Consider the following 19,193-nt stretch of genomic DNA (forward strand, 5'->3'; position numbering starts at 1 on the left):
AACGAACTATAATGATAGCCATGAAATTTGTCGCGGAAAAGGATTTTCAAAAAATTACCACCAAGCAATTGTTCCTGTACCGAAATGTAAGATCTTAATATGGCAGGGCTTGGAACGGCACGACATACCAAATCCTGTAATATAAGGTTGTCAAATTTTTTGCCTCGTAAGAAACACCTTAGACCTTCTATTTGGCAGGGCGTACCGCTAAACAATACAAGTCGTCCTGCATTAAGATATTTCAAGGCTTGCGCATAACAATCTCCGATTTCACTTTGAACATATTTGCTGTTACGATACACGGACAAACCTTCAATGTCTTCCGCTGATTGGTGTACTACAATGAAAGTACCCTTACGAAATCCCGCACCAAAAACAACTCCACCTTCGCTAATTATATACGACGCAATTGCTGTAAACGCTCCTCCTGACGTACTCTCGTGTCTGATTTGTTCGTCTTTATGCTGTACCAACCAGCCTTGTTGTTCAAAAGGAATGTCTTGGGTATCAGCATTGATTACGGGACACGCTTTTTCGCACAATCCGCAATCTACGCAAAGAGTTTTGTCAACTTTCGGATAGCGAAACCCTTCTTCGTCCTCAGCCATTTCGATACAATGTTTCGGACAAATGTTGGCGCACGACCAGCAACCACAGCAATCTTTTTTATCGTTTATGACAATCATTCTTTGACATCTTTCAAAGCGTCTTGAAGCCATTGCCAGGTAAAACGGCGTAATTCAAGTTTTATATTAATTGAGCAAAGTTGGCGCTTCCCCGAGTAGATAGAATCAAAATATATCCGCTTCCCATTGTCGGTGAATCTTGGATGGAGATCGCACCGGTTGTAGTGGTGGTGCGACATATCGTGAAAGACATCACAAATTTTTTTCACCTCTTTTGTCTCTCGATGATAAGCAATTAAGGATTGCATACGGTCAAGCCCAGGATAACTATCAATGACAATCCACTTGCCAAACGGTGTAGGGTGTCCATTGTCAGGATGTGTTTTTGTAAGTTCATCAAGTTTTGTTACGTTGACCGTAAGTACATCCACTTGATGCCATCCGATTTTTTTGTTATATTCACAGTATCCCATTATAGTGCTATGATCGAGCCAGCAAAAATGACTTTGCACAGGATCGTCGAGCAGACATTTTAACGTATTGAAATCATAAAGCATCAGCCTATCATACTTCTTGCCGTCAAATATATATCTGTGTATGAACATAAATTTGCTGCCGTCGGGACATATCACTATATGATTGACGCAATGTTTACCTTCCTTATGCAACTGTGGGCTATCGCATTTAAGAATGTCATCCAGACTGACAAGCAGATTCTTTTCATTTTTTTTGATATTGTACATCCATACACCATCATCATGATAGTTGTCAAAATCAGTTGCTGATAGTTCTGGTAAGGTCAGATATGCATAGTCGTAATTGACAGTCCTAAGACGTTGAAAATTTGGTGCAAGCAAATAATCTTTTCCAAAAATATCCATTGTTGGACATGGCATTGTTTTAACTATTTTGCCTTCTGATACGGAATACCACCGACTAACATATTTATCACCATCAAAGTCGTTGAAGGTGATAGTGTCATCATCAACCCACAAGGTCCGACTTCCCATTTGCCAATTAAATGCCCGGCTTTCACCTATAACAATCTCGCTTCCTGTGTCAAGGTCGTTGATGATTATTTTAACAAAACCATCATTCATTTCATGGAAGATGACCTTGCCATTCCGTTCAGGACAACGATCGTAGTAACCAAAGAAAAACTCTTTTTCGGATTTGGCTCTGATATTATTCAATGACGAAGCCGTTTCATACAATTTTATCTTGTAAGGCTTGCGCTTGACAAGGTAGATGAGACGACGTGCTATTTCTTTTGGGAAAGACATATATTATCCTTTAAAGTTTTGTATAAATACTTTTGAACGTTTCTGTTGGGGTGGAATTAGAAAAAATTGTACGGCAAACATTCAAATTGGCATGAAATGAGTTTTTTGCTGACTTGTTTCCGGAAATGCTTTTAATGAGCCATCCTATTGACCAAAAAGCACTATTAACGAAAATCGCACATTTAAGTATGATTTTTCGCATTTTTGATCCATTATCATAGTACAATACCCATCCTTTTCTGTTCGCGGGACGTGTAGCCAAAACAGTTTTAGTGTTTTTTCCTCCTGTAGCACCGCCAAGATGAACTAATTTTATGTTGTTGTCAACCCAACAAGAATATCCATTTTGATTAAGTTTTGTAGTCAACGCACGGTCTTCTGGTCCATAGAAATATCTCTCATCCAAGTATTCCATTTCTTTAAGGATATTTGTCCTGATAAAGATGGATGCTCCAAGCATATCATACGTTTGTATAAGTCCCTGACTATTTACATAACTATTTGACTTGTCGACAGCATCTTTTTTTAATTTGAAAAGAATCATAAGCCATTCCATCCAATTGTGTGGAGGAAACCCACAAAATTGAATTGTGCCATCGGGTCTTAATACCTGAGGACTTAGTGCAGTGATTTCACTATGCTTTTCCATTGTCGCAAATAAGTAACCAATCACAGGCATAGTCATGTAAGTATCATCATTCAGGATGAAACAGTTTTTCCTTTTGCTTGTCGCAATGCGATGTTATTGTTGGCAGAAAAGCCGCGTATTTCGTCAGATATGATTATTATCACCCATGGATATTCTTCTCTGAGCAATTTCAAATTATCTTCTGAGAAGAAGTACGCAACCAATAGTACTTCATAAGAAGTTCTGTGGTTATACTTCAAAATAGAATCCAAACAGTTTTTCAACTGAATATAATTATTCATACAAACGATGACAATGGAAACTTCAATGTTGTTCATATCAATTTAATATCAAAAGATTCACGAAATTAAGTAATATTTGTATTATAAAACACATTAATCATGTTTTTGGTGCATAAAGTATTTTTTTGAAAAAGAATAGAAACAGAGATGAAACTATTCCATATTTAATGCCCAAAGGACTAATTAATGTGGAAGTAAATTGACCTGCAAAAAAACAAAGAAATATGTAAAACATAATCCAGCAATATACTATTACACAAGCACTGATTGCAATAGGATTATAAAGCAATATTTGTGATTTGTTATAGATAAAAGTAGTTATTAAAGCCATGAGTATGATAATTACAAATGACCCGAAAACTCCAAAATCAACATAGTAATTTGCGAATTGCGTATATACATTGCCCAATATATGACCATTTACACTTTCAAACCTGCGCATATCAGATGACAAATCAACATCTATATGAAACAATCTCTTATATATTCCATCAAATGTATGAGCACCGAATCCGCCTGTTGATTCAAAATTTCTTTTCAATAAAATATCAAAATTTTTTATTTGTGCTCCACAATATTCACTTAACATTTCATAGTTGTTACCTATGTGTTCAACATTACGACCTATGAAAAGACTAAAACTTGAAAATGATAAACCAATAACCACGAAGACAATAATTAATCTTTTATAAATTTTTTTTGAAATTGAAAATTTACCAATTGAAGAATAATATAACTGAATATAAAAAAAAATAAACCAAAACAAAATTGGTAAAACATTTCCTCTTGCGCCAGTCAAAAGACCTTCTATTGAACGAAATATTATCAAAATTGCAACATAATACAATATCCTTACATGCTGTTTTGTTAGTTTAGAAAAGAAAATTCTGATTATAAAGAATAACCAAACTGAGGTCATTGACAATATATTAAAAATAAAACTTAACCCAAATATCCATTGAAATATAATATTAAAAATAAAATCATAAGCAAAACAATTAAAAACAAGAGAAACAAAGCCCCACTACGAGAGAAAGGACTGACAGGTGCACAAGTACCTGTAGAACAATTTTCATCATTACTTATCTGATTCTCTTTGGACACATTAATCACCTGATTAAAGTAAAAAAAAACTGTAAATTAAAAATAACTCAATAAAACTAACAAAAATACTTGAAAAATAAAAAATAACCAATAATTTAACAAAAATACTTGAAAATTTAAAAACAGAAATCAGAAAAAAAGATAAATAAAAAATGCTAAAAAATTTAAAAAAAAAGAAATAAAAAAGCTATTAAAATTTTTAATAGCAATCAATTTTTAAAAAGCTTAAAATCTATTTAAAGTTAGTAGCTCTTTCTTCGAAGTAAGCTTGTGGGTGTTTACAAACTGGGCAAATAAATGGAGCTTCAGCGCCTTTTACGATGTGACCACAGTTAGAACATTTCCATTCAATTTCTTCTTCTTTCTTAAATACAGTTTCGCCTTCTACGTTTGCGAGTAAAGTTCTGTATCTTTCTTCATGTTCTTTTTCGATAGCACCAACCATGGTAAATAATCCAGCGATTTCTGGGAAACCTTCTTCTTCTGCAGTTTCTGCGAATTCTTTGTACATGGAAGTCCATTCTTCATTTTCACCGTCTGCAGCAGCGTTAAGGTTTGCGATGGTGTCAGGTACATCTCCATCGTGTAAAAGTTTGAACCAGATTTTAGCATGTTCTTTTTCGTTTTTAGAAGTTTCTAAAAAGATGTCGTGGATTTGAACATATCCTTCTTTTTTAGCTTTACTTGCAAAGTATTGGTATTTAGTATGAGCTTGAGATTCACCAGCAAATGCTGCTTGTAAATTAGCTTCAGTTTTAGTTCCTTTTAAATCTGCCATTTAATCACCTAAAAGATATTTTTTTAAATGCTTTAAATATTTAATTGAAATTTTTAAAAATTCAATTATTTAACACACATATTTAAAGATTTAACAAGTAGTTTTACTACTTAATCTAATTTTATAAAAAGATATTAATAAATATTTCTACGAACAATTTGAAAAAAATAGCCAAATAAGAATTTAAGCATGCCTAAATTAGAAAAAATAGTAAAGACTTATTAAAAAAATAGTAAAAAATTATTAACGAATTATTAAGATACTAAAAAAAAGAAGTTTTAAAATAGTAAAAAATTATTAACGAAATATTAAGATATTAAAAAAAGAAGTTTTAAATTCAAATCTCAATGCTTAAACATATTAAGATATTAAAAAAAGAAGTTTAAAAATTCAAATCTCATTGCTTAAAGATATTAAGATATTAAAAAAAGAAGTTTTAAATTCAAATTCTAAAAATCTCTTTGCTTGTTACAATCATATTAAGTTTCCTGTCATGAATTTCCATTGGAACATGACTTACCAATTGCAATGGATGAATTGTTGTTAGCAATCTTGTGTTATTGTCTATGAACTTTCTATTTAAAAGGTCCTCGATTTCTCTGTCTCCATAGCCTTTTCCCTTTCCGATTCTATTGCCTGATTTGTCAACAGCTACAGCACCTTCAACCACCATGTCAACTGAAAATTCATTGTTTTCCCCTTTGTTAAGCAAATCTGTTTTTTCCTCATTTGCATATTTAAAGGCTCCTTCCTTTGTTGAAGCCTCCTTTTCAAAGCCTTTCAATTGACTTGCCTCTAAAAACAAATAGCCATGTTCAAGATTTGGACTTGCCATAATCAGATTTTTATTGTCCTTCAATGCAAGGTATCTTACTGGAATTTGGGCAGAATCAGGGCTAACAAAAATAGTTTTGGAGTTTTTCCATTCAGGTGTTGATGCAAGCAATTGTGCAGCAATGTCTGAACCTATAAAATCAGGAATTTTGCCATAATCACCATTTGGACGTTTGGAAAATCCATTTTCAAATAGACTGTCATATACTGACTTTCTTAGACTTTCCTTTTCTTCTTTAAGAGACATATTATCAAGTTTTATGTAGTTAAATAAATTAAAATAGTTTATTTTAAAAAAAAATAATTAAAATATTTTGTTTAAAAATAAAATTAATTAAAATTTTTTTATTTTTAAAAAAAAACTAAATAATCCTTAATTTTAAAAAAAAACAATAAATCTTTAGTTTTAATAGAAAAAATCAAATTTAATTATTATTCAAACTTTAAAGTCTTATACATCATGAGAAAGCCTTCCTTGTCTGGATTATTTAATCCGAATGAGAAAAAGTTAAAGGAAAATGCATCCCTTCCATTTATGCATGAAAGCATATGGGAACTGAGTGGAGGTTCATGGGAAAGATCCCTTGATATCAACTCATGTGTTTCCTTGTTTCCAATGATTGTAAAGTTGGAGCTTTCTATTTCAATTGTTTCCTCCCTTGGAATATCTTCAATTGCCTTTTTAAGATAATCCAAGGACAAACCCTCTTCAAGATACCTGAAAAGCATGACACGACTGAATCCACTGCCAGAATCTAAAATAGCTAAACAGTTTTCAATCCCATCATCCTCAATAAGTTTCCAATTGTTCGGGTATTTAAAACTTAATCCTTCATTTTTAAATGTTTTTGAAATAGTTTAGCCTCCTTTAATAAAATAACAATTAAATTACTAATTAAAATGAATATTGAAATTAAAAAATAAAATTAAATTACTAAAATATAATGAATATTGAAATTAAAAAATAAAAAATAATAAAAAATTAAAAATAATTAAAATTTAGTATAATAAAATTTTAAAAATAATAAAAATTTTAAAAATAATTAAATTGAAAAGCTTGATTTAAAAAAAGAGTTTTTTTAATTATTCCCCTTCATCAGACTCTTTAAATTCAACTGAATTTAAAATAGCCAAATAATCATTATAAGCATAAGGGAACTCTTTAAAGTGCATCAATTCAAAAACATACATCATATTATTGTTTAAAAATACAGAAGTGTGGTTTTCTAAAGTCTTTCCTCCTTCCTGTGCATTTGATACAATATAATAAACAGGAATGTCATTAAGATTGAGTATTTTAGACTCTGCCACTTTCCAACCTTGATATTCAAAGCTTTCCTCAAGAGGTTCCTTAAAATCAGCTACAAAACGAACATCTGTAGCCTCATTCTTATAAACTGTAATTGTTGAAGGATTGCCCTCAACCACCTTAACCAAAGCCTTGATACAATTTGGACCAATCATATCCTTTCTTTGTTCTCTCCAATTACTTAAATAGCTAAATTTAATACCATTTTCATCAAATACTATTTCATCCATCAAATCACCAAAATACCAAAAATAAATTTAAAAAAATAAAAATAAAGAATTATAATCAATTAATAAGTAAAATAAAAAAATAAAATAAATTAAATAATGAAATTTAAATTAAATAAGAAAATTTAAATTAAATTAAATCATGAAAATCTAATTAAAATCATGAAATTCTAATTAAAGTCATGAAATTCTAATTAAATAAGAAAACTCAAATTAAAAAAAGTCTAATTTTCCTCATCTGTGTAATCTAGGAAATAATCCTCTGGAATGACTCCTTCCAATTCAGCGTATGCATTTAAGGAAATGTTTTTCTTATTGATTTCAGGTTCTCTTACAATGGTTAAACCTCTGATTCTTCTTAATAAGCTGGTTTCAGACAATTCCTTATTTATCTCATGAATTGTTGCAGTGACTGTCTTGTTAACAACTTCATCAAGAATATTCTTGTTTGTTCTAAGGAGAATGTCTAGAATTTCCCTGTTCTTGTCTTCCCTTTCTCTAAGTCTTGCCAATTCACTTGCATCAAAGCTCATTTTTGTCTTGAGAACATTCATGTCCTGCAATAGTTCTATTCTTTCCTCATCAGATTCCTTTAAATCCTTATTAAGGGTTTTTATTTCAGAATTCAATTCATTGTTTCTTTCATTTACCCTTTTGATTTCCTCAAGAAGAGAATTGGACTCTGATTCATTCAATACAGTATTGTTAATGTAATTTTTCTTTTCAATTTTAGAAAGTTCAGTGGTTAATTCCAAATTGATCTTTTCCAATTCCTCCACCTTGTCAAAAAGAATCTTTTCCTTTGATTTAGCTTCCTTTAGATCATATTCCAATTTAACAACAGCATCATCGTCTGGAAGAACTTCGATTGTGGAAACTTCAATTTCAGAGGAGGTTTTCAATTCCTCATATTCCTCAGATGTTAGGATAACAAATTCACCATCTCCAAGATTATATTTTTTAACATCTTCCTTACCAATGGTGAGAGTAATGTTTCCTCTGGTTTTATTTAGTTTCCCATTCTTGATAATCATAATAATGTTTATGTATTTTATTTATTAATAAATTTATTCTTTTTATTAATGAAAATATTGTCTTATGAGAAGAATAAATAGGAATTATTTAAGTTTTAATTGAATTTGAATAAAATACCGATGAAAAAAATATTTTGGAATTTTTAGTGAAAAAGTAAAAAAAAACAAGTTAAAATAATAAAAATTTTAATTAAAAAAAATAGAAAAAAATAAGTTAAAATAATAAAAATTCTAATTAAAAAAAAATAGAAAAAAATAAGTTAAATTTAAAAAAAAATAATTAAAAATTATTAAAAATTATTAAAAATTAGTTAATTTTAAAAATTTTAATTTAAAAAAAATAGAAAAAAAATAAGTTAAATTAATAAAATCCAATTAAAATAACTTATTTAACTTTTATAGTCCCTGAAGTGGAAACTGCAGTATAATAAGTGTCACCAGCAAACTTAACTGTAAATTTATAAGTCTTTTTACTGCTTAAGCTTACCTTAACACTTGCAAGCCCCTTCTTATTTGTCTTGGCAGTGTATGTTTTTCCATTTACACTGAACTTAACAATCCTGTTTGGAATAAGATTTCCTGAAGCGTCCTTTAAACTTGCTGTAAGGACCTTATTCTTGTTAGTTGACTTGTATGAGACATTCTTTGTTTTTATCTTAGGGCTTTGTTTAACAACACTTATCTTGGCTACAGCAAAACTTGCATTGTACTGACCGTCTCCGAGGAAGGAAATGGCAAAAGTGTAAGCTCCCGGAACTGGAAGGTTGATTTGAAGGCTTGCCTCACCTGCATAATCAGTTCTCTTTTCATAGACATGACCATTGAATCCAATCTTGATATCCCTATATGCCAATGGATTTTTGTCCTCATCCACAAGTTTCAAATAGAAATAATCACCGGATCTGCCCTGAATTGCAACAAGAACTGATTTTGTTGTAATATTGGAACATAAAATAGCTGATTTCCTTGTAAATGAATCGGATGAAATGTAAACATCAGAGCCATTTTGAACTCCCAAGACATTGAAAGTGAATGGAACAATTCCGCTGTCCAAGGTATTTGAACTTATTGAAATGTTTTTGCTTGGTGCAAGGATTGGCCTTTCAGATTCAAGGTTCAAGACCTTTACTGTCTTTTCAACAACAGAATCATCCGCTTTAGCAAACTGATTTTCCATTATGTTGACTGCCGGAACAAGTAATGAATAGGAATATGAACTGTTTTTGGCAATGAGATTAACTGCAACATCATTGTTTTTTAAGACAAATTTGATTCCGCTTATATTTACCTCATTTAAGGTGTTAAAACTAATGCAATTAGTTACCAAATATGCATCCTTGGATGCAATTCCATTTGAAAAAAGAACAGGACTTACACATTTTGCAGAATTGCTAACAATTTCAGTATAAGACTCTTCTGTTAAAATAATATCAGTGTCGGAACTTAAACTTGAATTAGATTCACTGGAAGAATCCTTTGAGGAATTGCTTACAACTGCAGTTTCACTGGAAGAATCCTTTGAGGAATTAGATTCACTGGAAGAACTGTTTGCAGCCTTAACCATAGTATCAGAACTTCCCAATAAGCGGTAAATAATGCCATCATCAGTTATGTAAATCATGTGGGGATCGTAAAATACATTGAATAGAATATTGGAATCCTTTGAATATATTGTAGTCAGATTGTTTCCCATAATTACAAGGTCCCTTGTTACATTGATTGTATCAATGGAATAGGAAGTCTCCTTATTTAAATCCTGATTGAAATAATTTTCAATATCGCTTAAAAGGACAATATCTCCAGCATTGGCCTTGTCCACTGCAGTTTGAATGTCCTTTGTATCATTGCCTGTTCTGATTACTGGAATGATTTTGCATGAAAGGATTAAACTTTCATTCAATCCATATTCATTGCTTAGGATTATCTTATCAATGCTTGCATTTTTAAAAGAATAATTGAACTCAAGATAATTGTCAGCAATGGTTTTTTCCTGATTTAAAACCTTATTGTCACTGTTGAGATTTGAAATCTTAAGTGGAAATTCAGGCATTGATTCCTTTAGATACCTATTATCATTTGTCCTGAAAACCAGATAGTCGGACACATTTCCAATATATGAATATGAATCACGGCCAAGATTAATGTTAATCCAGGATGAAGGAGCGCAATATGATCCATTATAATAAACCAAGGCCTCATTGATAAAATCGCTTTCATTAGCCAGATTCATGCCGAAATAATTCAGTCCAAGATAATCGGGATTGCCCCAGTAGGCAAAATCATTATTGCCATCATTGTTTAAAAAGATTGAATAGCTCAAGCTGCCGTCAAGACCTCTCCAATAGACAGCCCCTCCATTACGGCTTGCAGTATTGTTTAAAAATACGCATTTGCTGACGTTTCCGCCATTACCAATCCAGACAAGAGCTCCGCCGAATTGGCTAGGGTAAACATTTGCCTTTGTTTGAGTGATAAATGTTGAATTGACCAATGTTCCATTGTCTCCAACCCATGCAAGGGATCCTCCTGCATGATAACCTCCATTGTTTTCAAAACTGCAGTTTTTAACCAAACTGTTGTTGCCGTCCAGTTCAACCGCTCCACCGGTGTATTCAGCCACATTCTTTGAAAAGTAGGAATTGAGTATTCTTGTATTCTTTCCTTCACTTGCAATGGCTCCACCGAAAATAGCCTGATTTGAAAGGAATCTGCAGTTTACAATGTCAAGATTATCTCCAACAGATTCAATTGCTCCACCTGAAGAGGAAGAATCCATACTTTTTGCATAACCGTTTACAAAGCTAAGGTTTTCCAAATAAACATTGTCTGCAGTGATGTTTAATATTTGGGTAGTTCCACCTCCATTAAGGGAAGTGCTGGAAGTGCCTATGATGCTTAGGGAACGGTTTACCTGAATTACAGAGGAACCGCTGTAGATTCCTGAAAGCTTGATAGTTGATGCTCCTGAATCAATCATTGCTTGAATGTATTCAAATGTTTTATCATCTTTTATATTAGCTGATTTAAGTGAATTTGTATTTTTTTCATTTAAATCGGAACCAGAACTAGAATCCTCTAAAGAAGCAGAAACGTCTGCAGAAATAGAATCATCTAAAACAGAATCTTCCAAAGAAATAGAATCATCTTCAGAAATAAAATCCTCTAAAGAAATAGAATCCTCTAAAGAAATAGAATCCTCTAAAGAAGCAGAATCTGCACTATTTAAAAAATAATTTTCCTCCAGATTTTCACTGGCTGAAACCAATGAAAAGCTGGAAAGCAAAATAAATATTAAGAAAACTAATAAAAAGGATTTTTTTAGATTAAAAATAAATTAAGCCCCCATTTCTCTTTTTTAAGATAAAGATATTCAAAATAATGAAAATACTAATAAAAATAATAATTAAAATCTTTATTCAATAATTTCAAATGTTTTAATTATGTCCATGAATTCGCCAACGATATCGCTGATTGTTCTAAGTTCAAAAATGTATATGAAATTATCTTCCAAAAAGACAACTGAAAACATTTCAAAGCTTATTTCAGGAATCTTAATTTTGGAATGGGTTTGAATTGAAGATCTTTTTCCCACATTTGCAATCTCAGAGGATACAATTTCAGCACCATCATCAATTAGGATATCTTCCATAATTTCTTTATATTGTTCCAAGGAAGGCATTTCAGAAGGGAATGCAATAACATTTAATAAACTTCCATCTTCATAGCTTAAAGTAGCAATACAATCAGGATTATTATCCAAGGGCATATCTTCAAGTTGCCATTTGTCATTATATTTAAATAATAATTTTTCATTAGAACAAATATTTAATTCAGACATAAAAACACCTAAAAATGAAATTAAATTGATTAGTTTAATTTAAAAGTAAATTAAATCAAAATTAATTTTTTAAAGTAGTAAATATTAATAATTTATTTTTTTATTATAAAAAAGTTTCATAAAAATTAGTAAAAAAATAATAATTAAATGTAGTTTTAGATTAAAATTAGTAAAAAATTAAATTTTAAGATTTTAATTGAATTTTACTACTTATTTTAAAAATTACTAAAAAAATTAAATTTTAACACCCAAATTAAATTTTACTATTTTATTTTAAAATTACTAAAAAATTAAATTTTATCATCAAAATTAAATTTTACTGAATTAAATCAATTTTTTTACTTTAAAACAATTTTTTAAAGTCCTAGAAATCAAATAGAAAGATTTAAATTAGATTAAATTAAATTTAAGTATGGGATTAACAAAAAACCCCTATTAAATTAATTAACACCTTTAAAAAAATCAATAGATCATTTAATTAGAACACTCTTTTTCATTAAAACCTTTGTTAATCCCACTCCCCTATATTTTAAAATTTCAATAACCACCATACATCTTTTTTCTCAAAACAAGCACTTTTTTAACATGGCTCTTTTGTAAAAAACTAGTCTTTGGATTAAACTATTTATAAAAAGAAATTAAATATTAAACTAGGAAAACATTTTAATATTTAAAATTTAAAAGTGAGTTAAAATGAGTGATAACGAAGATTACGGATTAATTTTAAGTCAAAAAGTTTCTAAAGACAATAATAACATTGCAAATGTTGTAGGAACAAATAAATTCACATTAATCAATATAGAATTAAATGAAAATATTGATTTAAAGGCTCAAGATAAAATTCTTCTTACAAAGGATAGCAAGGAAGTTAAAAAATTAAATCATAGATTAAGTTATGATGATTTAAGTAAAGAAGAACAGAAAGAGTTGGATAAAGCCATTCACAGCATTGTCATTTCAAATGAAAACAAATACGTTAAATTCTTCAATAATCAAAGCAAGGATGGAACAAAATTACACTTTTTAGATGGAATCAGCAGAAAGTTAGGATCTAAAATTCTTGATGAAAAGGAACTTAATGGAGATTTTAAAAGTTTTGAAGACATTGATGAAAGAATTAGCTTTATTGAAGACAGTGAAAATCTAATAGCTAAAAGAGTTCTTTATGAAATCAGTGAACTAAACAAGATTAGAAAGGGCAGACCTTCCTATTTGTTTACTGTAGTTAAAAGAAGCAATAAAAAAGAGACTCAAGAGTTGGATCAGTTTGAGGACGACGACAGTTTCTTCATTGAAATGCTTAAAAAAGAAGGACTCATTGAAAAAGAAGGCAGAAAAATCAGATAAATTATTTTTAAAAATAAAAAAAGAAGACGTATTAAAAAAGAAAACATTAGATAATTTATTTTTTAAATAAATTATTTAATAATCTTTCTAATGTTTATACTAATTTTAAATTGAAATAATTTAATTAAATACACAAAAATACTTTTTTTATGGTAAAATCATTAAAGCATCCTTTGGACAGCTTTTAACGCAACGATAACACTTAATACATGCACCATGTCTAATGTACCATTTTCTATTTTCCTTATCAACGGAAATTGCATGTACCTGACAGACCTTTTCACATTTCTTGCAAAGAATGCACTTTTTGCCATTTGCCATAACCTGACCATTAACACGTACAACACGAGTTATTGATCTTAAAAGACTATTTCTACCTCCAAACAGTCCCCCTCTATGTCTTGCTCTCATTTTAAAACCTCTGAAAGAATTATAACTTAATTCAGTTAATAATTTATATTTAAAAAACATGCCCAAAAGCATTGAAAATTATATTGAAACTTGATTTAATTAAAAAAACACTTTAAAAAGTAGTAAAAAATTAAATTTCTTAATTTAATTAAAAAAACACTCTTAAAAGCAATAAAAATTATATTATAACTTAAAAAACCCTCTTAAAAGCAATTAAAATTAAAAAAATAAAAAAATAGAAAAAATAAGATTTAAAAATCTTATTGATTGAATTAAAAAACTAACTTGTCCTGTATCTTAGAATTGCACAGATTCCACCGAATGCTCTAAACAATTGCATTCCTTCCTCTGTTTCAGTTGAAATAATTTCAACGTTTGTTCCTAAATCTTCAGCAATTGCAGCTAAATCCTCAATTATATCTTCCTCTGAAGTGATTTTCATCTTTTCTCCACATTTAGGACAAGTTAAATCCTTAACCTTTTGCCCTTCCTTTTGAGTAACTTCAGCATGGAATCCGCAAGCGGAACAGTCAATAACCAATCTTTTAGACTTCAAGTCTTCAGAAAGCAATAATGTATCAACAGCACCCATCTGCAAATCATTTCTTACCTGCTTTTCACCATAGGAAGATAAACCCTCATCACTGATTAATTCCTTTAGGAAACTTTGAACAAGTTTTTTCTCCTTGATTACATCCAATTCCTCTAAAACTCCAGCAGACTTGTCAATAACTTCCCTAATACCAAATTCACCAGTATAGGAAGTGTCTACAGTAGTGATGACCTTATCCTTAAGTTCATAATGCAAGTAATCACCGTTATAGAAGTCCTCTTTGGTATAACCAGGCCCTCCAAGAATAATTCCCTTCAATTCATCCTTGATTGGAAGGAACTCATCATCCATATGGGAACCGATTCTTTTTAAGAACTCATGTGCCAATTGTTCAATAACCCTATCGAACCTTCTTTGTGATTGTCCCCCTGCCTTATGCTTGCCCGGAACACCACTGGTTAAATTAGCTACGATTCTAATTCTTTTACCTTTCAAGGTAGCGATAGTTGCTTCATTTCTGTCAATAACTGCAACACCATAAACCTCCTTGGAAGCGATCATGTCTTCCAAAGGTTCAAGGAAGAATGTGCTGTCACAAATGTACCAATAGGTTTGAATCTCTTCAGGCGGTTCAAATACTACTGTTTCCATCTTTTCGGTTCCAGGACCGCCTTTAGGAATCATTCCTACAAATAAAACCAAACCGTTTGCAGGAGGTTGTGAAAACATACGTATTCTTTCCATAATTACTCTGATTGCAGATTGAACATTTGTACGGGTAGATTTACTTTTAATGTTAGCACTTTGTCCTAATTCATCCCTCATCTGTTTACCAACATCACTGAGTTGCTTGTTTGGAGGAATATACATAGACACTAATTCAGTTCCTTTTCCTTTCTTTTCAGCTAATTCCTTTAGTGTCTTTTTAAATTCATATAACTCTTTTGAGGATACCTCAGCCATTATAACACCTTATAAAATTGAATAAATAAATTAATTTCTAAATAATCCTTTGTTAATAAGATAAAACAATAGGATTTAATATGAAAAATAATCCCCTGTTTAAAACAATAGGATTTAAATTGAAAAATAATCCCCTGTTTAAAACATAGGATTTGATTTGTAAATAATCCTTTGTTAATAAATAAAACGTAAAAGGATTGAATAAATTTCTTCCATGAAGAAAATAAGTATAAATTGTATTGTTTTAATAAAAATTAGAAAGCCTAAAAATCATTTTATGACTAACTAATAATATAAAATTTACATTAATAATAAATATATTCTAAGTTACTTATATAAGTAATGAATTAATTGGAAATAATACTTGAAAAATCAATAAAAAAATTTTTATAATAATTTAATCTTAATTTCTATTAAATAAGTTTAGTCTATACATAAAAAACAGGGAGAAAACTTTAATGGCAGAATACGATTATAGAACAAATAGGGATTTTAGCTCAATCTGTACAGATCCATACATGGAAACAGACGAAAGAAAGTTAAAAATAGCTAAAACCATTTCAACATTTACAAATGCGCCAATCTTTTGCATTCCCCTATTTCTAATAATATGTATTAGCATTTCCTCAAGGGGAGTTCCATTTACAGCTTCATTCTCCTTTGATTGGATGGAATTTATTGCATGTGAACTTATTTCAATAATATTTACATCAATCCTTCCAATGGCAATCATTATCCATTGGGCAAAAAAGCAGGACACAGACAGTGACATTTCAAATAAGGAAGATCGTTTCATCCCCCTTATTGTAGGAACAGTCTCCTACTTTATCGGCTGCATACTTTCTGTTTTATTAAATCTTCCACACTTTCTAACAGTTCTTCTTTTATGCTATACAACAAACACCTTCATTGTAATGCTGATTACAACAAGATGGAAAATAAGCATTCATACAACAGGAATTGCAGGGCCAATAGCTGCAGTCACAATGATTCTCGGACCCGTCGGAGCATTGTTCGGTGTTTTATATCCAATATTGATTTGGAGCAGAACCACACTTAAAAAGCATACCATGGCTCAGGCATTGGCTGGCGGAATATTCGGATTGATATTCACAATCCTTGAAACCTATATCTATAGCATATTGCTTAATTTACCAGTTACCAATATCATTCCAGCTTATGATTCATTTTGGTTAATATTTGCAATCATGATTAGTCCAATAGTAATTTCAATTGTTGGATATCTTCAAGACAGCGGCAAAAAGGATTTCATTACAAGAAAACTCTTCCACATTTTTGCATTCCTCGGATATGCATTCTTTTTAATCCTTGCACCGAATGATGCAATATTGATTCTGATCATTTGTGCAATAGTTACAATATTAGTAAGCATTTATGGAAATAAGAACTTCTCATGGTACAATGGCATAAAAATAAAAGAGGATGCACCTAAAGAAAGCTATGGAATCATAGTATCATTAGTTTCAAGCCTATTTTGGATACTTGCATCATTGTTTTACTTTTCAAGGACAATAGCAGCTATTTCAACAGTTATTTTAGCATTTGTTGGAGCAATTGAAATTCTTTATTACAAATCAGCCCACAAGAGGCTTCCATTAAAGGGAATTGACAATTTAATCATTCCTTTAGTAATTGCTTATGTTTTAAAGTTTATTCTTTAAATTTTTATTCTTTTATTCCAAATCATGAATTAATTATTATTCTCTCTTTAAAAACATTATTAAACTTTTTTTAATTCAAAATCATGAATTAATTATATTCTTATTTTTAAATCTTAAATTATCCTTATTTTAAAAAAATTATTATTCTTTTTTATTGAAAATCATAAATTAAATATTGCTCTTTTTTTAATTCAGACTTATAAAAAAGTTTTTTTACACAATTGAAATAAAAATTACTCTATTTTAATAAAAAACATTAATTAAAAGCAAATTTAAACAAAGTTCTTAACCAATCCAAGCATATTAAAGTAAACTTAAATAATATTAAAAAGATAAATAATATAGAATTAGCTAATTGAAAAGCTAAAAAAATTTTAACAAAAAGATTATAAACTATTTCAAAAGATATTTTAAGGTGAATCTATGAGAATTGTAGCTGCTATTGGAGGATCTATTCTAGTACAAAATTATAATGCAGAAAAATTTCAAGAGTATACAGAAATTTTAAAGGAATTATCAAAAGAACATGAAATCTTTGTTGTTGTAGGTGGAGGAAGACCTGCAAGAGATTATATTGGCGTTGCTAGAGATTTAGGTGCTGGAGAAGCTAAATGTGATGATATTGGAATAGAAGTGACAAGATTAAATGCAAAACTTTTATTGCTTGCACTTGGAGATGTGGCTTATCAGAAAGTGCCTCACAACTTCCAGGAAGCTTTGGAATATTTCTCAAGTGGAAAAATCATAGTTATGGGTGGAACTGAACCTGCACACAGTACAGATGCAGTTTCAGCTATCTTGGCAGAATATGTACAGGCAGATTTATTAATCAATCTCACTTCCGTTGACGGAATGTACACCAAGGATCCAAACAAATACGAAGACGCAGAACTTATTGAAGAGATTACAGCTCATGACATGTTGGAATTCATTAAGGAACAGGACGTTAAGGCTGGAACCTATGAATTCTTTGACATGACTGCAGTTCAAATGATTAAACGTTCTAATTTGGAAACAGTTATAGCTAATGGAAACAAACCAGAAAACTTAATAAAGGCTATAAATGGTGAAAAAATTGGAACTCGTGTCATAAGCGAATAAAATTAAAATTTGCTTAGATTAAATCAATTTAATTAAAAATAAATTAAATAAATTAATTAAATTATTTTAAAATAAATTAAATTAAATAAAATAATTTAAAATAAATTAAATAAAAATAAATAAATTTAAACTGAATTAATTAAAACAAATTATTTTTTTAATTTACTATCTTTTTTTATATTTTTTTAAAAAACATGACAAAAACTATTTTTTAGTGATTAAAATGAGTGGATTAATCGATATTGGATTAAATTTAATGCATCGCTCTTTTGACAAGAACAGAGAGGATATAATCAATAATGCAATAGTTAATGGAGTAAGTCAATTCATCATTACTGGAACCACTGTAAAATCCAGCAAAACCGCTTTGGAATATGCAGGCCAGGAAAAGTTCAAGGACATTCTCTTTTCAACTGCAGGAGTCCATCCCCATGATGCAAAAACATGTAATGAGAATACAATTGAAAACTTAAGGAAATTTGCAGCAAATGATTCAGTTGTTGCAATAGGGGAATGTGGTCTTGATTACAATAGAAACTACTCTCCACAGGATGTTCAAAGAGAATGGTTTGAAAGACAGGTACAACTTGCTCAAGACCTAAATATGCCTCTGTTTTTACATGAAAGAGAAGCTCATGAGGATTTAGTTAAAATATTATCCAAATATCCTGACATGTGTGAAAGAGCTTGTGTTCATTGTTTTACAGGAACAAAGGAAGAGGCTGAAAAATATCTTGAATTAGGCTGTTATATTGGAGTTACCGGTTGGATCTGTGATGAAAGACGTGGACAATCACTTCAGGAAGCTGTTACAGTAATTCCGCCTGAAAAGATGATGATTGAAACTGATGCACCATTTCTGATTCCAAGAAATTTCCCTAAAAAGCCTAAATCAAACAAGAACAAACCGGAATACCTGCCACACATTTTAAATACAATAGCTGAGTATAAGAATTGCGACAGTGAGGAATTGGGAAAGAGGGTTAGCAAAACAACCAGAGAATTCTTTAAAATTTAAATTAAATTTGAATTTTAAAATTTGTCTAATTTTAGAAAAATCAAATTCTAAGACTTGTTTTAATTATTCAAAACATTAATTTTATACAAACTCCAACTTAAAGACTTGTTTTAATTATTCAAAACATTAATTTTATACAAACTCCAACTTAAAGA

At 30.1% G+C, this 19,193-nt stretch carries 19 protein-coding genes; 5 read left to right on the forward strand and 14 right to left on the reverse strand.

What is annotated here, in order from left to right:
• From Q0138_RS02050 to Q0138_RS02085, 8 genes are all read right to left on the reverse strand, one after another.
• Nucleotides 1-608 (reverse strand): coenzyme F420 hydrogenase/dehydrogenase beta subunit N-terminal domain-containing protein (locus tag Q0138_RS02050; protein WP_297980215.1); only part of this gene is annotated, 608 nt, incomplete at its 3' end.
• Between the two features lie 74 nt (nt 609-682).
• Nucleotides 683-1,909: a hypothetical protein gene (locus Q0138_RS02055; protein WP_297980218.1), complete on the reverse strand. Its 1,227-nt coding sequence runs from the start codon at nt 1,907-1,909 to the stop codon at nt 683-685.
• A gap of 10 nt (nt 1,910-1,919) precedes the next feature.
• Nucleotides 1,920-2,369 carry a hypothetical protein gene (locus Q0138_RS02060; protein ID WP_297980220.1) on the reverse strand — a complete coding sequence of 150 codons (450 nt, stop codon included), beginning with the start codon at nt 2,367-2,369 and terminating at the stop codon, nt 1,920-1,922.
• Between the two features lie 567 nt (nt 2,370-2,936).
• Nucleotides 2,937-3,758, reverse strand: a complete 822-nt coding sequence (locus tag Q0138_RS02065) for an O-antigen polymerase (RefSeq protein WP_297980263.1) — start codon at nt 3,756-3,758, stop codon at nt 2,937-2,939.
• Between the two features lie 23 nt (nt 3,759-3,781).
• A complete protein-coding gene (locus Q0138_RS02070) occupies nt 3,782-3,943 on the reverse strand; it encodes a hypothetical protein (protein WP_297980223.1) in 162 nt (53 codons plus the stop codon).
• A gap of 232 nt (nt 3,944-4,175) precedes the next feature.
• Complete coding sequence (rbr, locus tag Q0138_RS02075; RefSeq protein ID WP_297980225.1) at nt 4,176-4,721, reverse strand: rubrerythrin; 546 nt, start codon at nt 4,719-4,721, stop codon at nt 4,176-4,178.
• Between the two features lie 442 nt (nt 4,722-5,163).
• Complete coding sequence (locus Q0138_RS02080; RefSeq protein ID WP_297980228.1) at nt 5,164-5,802, reverse strand: 5-formyltetrahydrofolate cyclo-ligase; 639 nt, start codon at nt 5,800-5,802, stop codon at nt 5,164-5,166.
• A 185-nt stretch (nt 5,803-5,987) separates the two neighbouring features.
• Nucleotides 5,988-6,284: a hypothetical protein gene (locus tag Q0138_RS02085; protein WP_297980232.1), complete on the reverse strand. Its 297-nt coding sequence runs from the start codon at nt 6,282-6,284 to the stop codon at nt 5,988-5,990.
• On the opposite strand from Q0138_RS02085, the gene Q0138_RS02090 reads away from it, so the two are divergent.
• Nucleotides 6,283-6,417: a hypothetical protein gene (locus Q0138_RS02090; RefSeq protein WP_297980234.1), complete on the forward strand. Its 135-nt coding sequence runs from the start codon at nt 6,283-6,285 to the stop codon at nt 6,415-6,417. The genes Q0138_RS02085 and Q0138_RS02090 overlap by 2 nt on opposite strands.
• Before the next feature lie 221 nt (nt 6,418-6,638).
• On the opposite strand, the gene Q0138_RS02095 is transcribed toward Q0138_RS02090, so the two are convergent.
• The 4 genes from Q0138_RS02095 to Q0138_RS02110 form a co-directional block, all read right to left on the reverse strand.
• On the reverse strand, nt 6,639-7,094 hold the full coding sequence (locus Q0138_RS02095; RefSeq protein WP_297980238.1) for a hypothetical protein: 456 nt from the start codon (nt 7,092-7,094) through the stop codon (nt 6,639-6,641).
• 221 nt (nt 7,095-7,315) lie between these two features.
• Complete coding sequence (locus Q0138_RS02100) at nt 7,316-8,125, reverse strand: hypothetical protein (RefSeq protein ID WP_297980240.1); 810 nt, start codon at nt 8,123-8,125, stop codon at nt 7,316-7,318.
• Nucleotides 8,126-8,510: 385 nt separating this feature from the next.
• Nucleotides 8,511-11,408 (reverse strand): Ig-like domain-containing protein, encoded by a 2,898-nt coding sequence (locus Q0138_RS02105; protein ID WP_297980242.1) that lies wholly within the window; start codon nt 11,406-11,408, stop codon nt 8,511-8,513.
• 129 nt (nt 11,409-11,537) lie between these two features.
• The gene (locus Q0138_RS02110; protein WP_297980244.1) at nt 11,538-11,963 is read right to left on the reverse strand and encodes a hypothetical protein; all 426 of its coding nucleotides are present in this window, start codon (nt 11,961-11,963) and stop codon (nt 11,538-11,540) included.
• 693 nt (nt 11,964-12,656) lie between these two features.
• On the opposite strand from Q0138_RS02110, the gene Q0138_RS02115 reads away from it, so the two are divergent.
• Nucleotides 12,657-13,310 carry a DUF655 domain-containing protein gene (locus Q0138_RS02115; protein WP_297980247.1) on the forward strand — a complete coding sequence of 218 codons (654 nt, stop codon included), beginning with the start codon at nt 12,657-12,659 and terminating at the stop codon, nt 13,308-13,310.
• A gap of 147 nt (nt 13,311-13,457) precedes the next feature.
• Here Q0138_RS02115 and Q0138_RS02120 read toward each other — a convergent pair whose 3' ends face one another.
• Nucleotides 13,458-13,721 (reverse strand): 4Fe-4S binding protein, encoded by a 264-nt coding sequence (locus Q0138_RS02120; RefSeq protein ID WP_297980251.1) that lies wholly within the window; start codon nt 13,719-13,721, stop codon nt 13,458-13,460.
• Nucleotides 13,722-14,001: 280 nt separating this feature from the next.
• On the reverse strand, nt 14,002-15,237 hold the full coding sequence (prf1, locus tag Q0138_RS02125) for a peptide chain release factor aRF-1 (RefSeq protein WP_297980254.1): 1,236 nt from the start codon (nt 15,235-15,237) through the stop codon (nt 14,002-14,004).
• A 458-nt stretch (nt 15,238-15,695) separates the two neighbouring features.
• Between prf1 and Q0138_RS02130 the strand changes: the two genes are divergently transcribed.
• From Q0138_RS02130 to Q0138_RS02140, 3 genes are all read left to right on the forward strand, one after another.
• Nucleotides 15,696-16,919, forward strand: a complete 1,224-nt coding sequence (locus Q0138_RS02130; RefSeq protein ID WP_297980256.1) for a hypothetical protein — start codon at nt 15,696-15,698, stop codon at nt 16,917-16,919.
• A gap of 423 nt (nt 16,920-17,342) precedes the next feature.
• The gene (pyrH, locus tag Q0138_RS02135; protein WP_297980258.1) at nt 17,343-18,020 is read left to right on the forward strand and encodes a UMP kinase; all 678 of its coding nucleotides are present in this window, start codon (nt 17,343-17,345) and stop codon (nt 18,018-18,020) included.
• Between the two features lie 223 nt (nt 18,021-18,243).
• A complete protein-coding gene (locus tag Q0138_RS02140) occupies nt 18,244-19,038 on the forward strand; it encodes a TatD family hydrolase (protein WP_297980261.1) in 795 nt (264 codons plus the stop codon).
• Nucleotides 19,039-19,193: the final 155 nt, after the last annotated feature.

Source organism: uncultured Methanobrevibacter sp. (assembly GCF_937906425.1).
Classification (GTDB): domain Archaea; phylum Methanobacteriota; class Methanobacteria; order Methanobacteriales; family Methanobacteriaceae; genus Methanobrevibacter.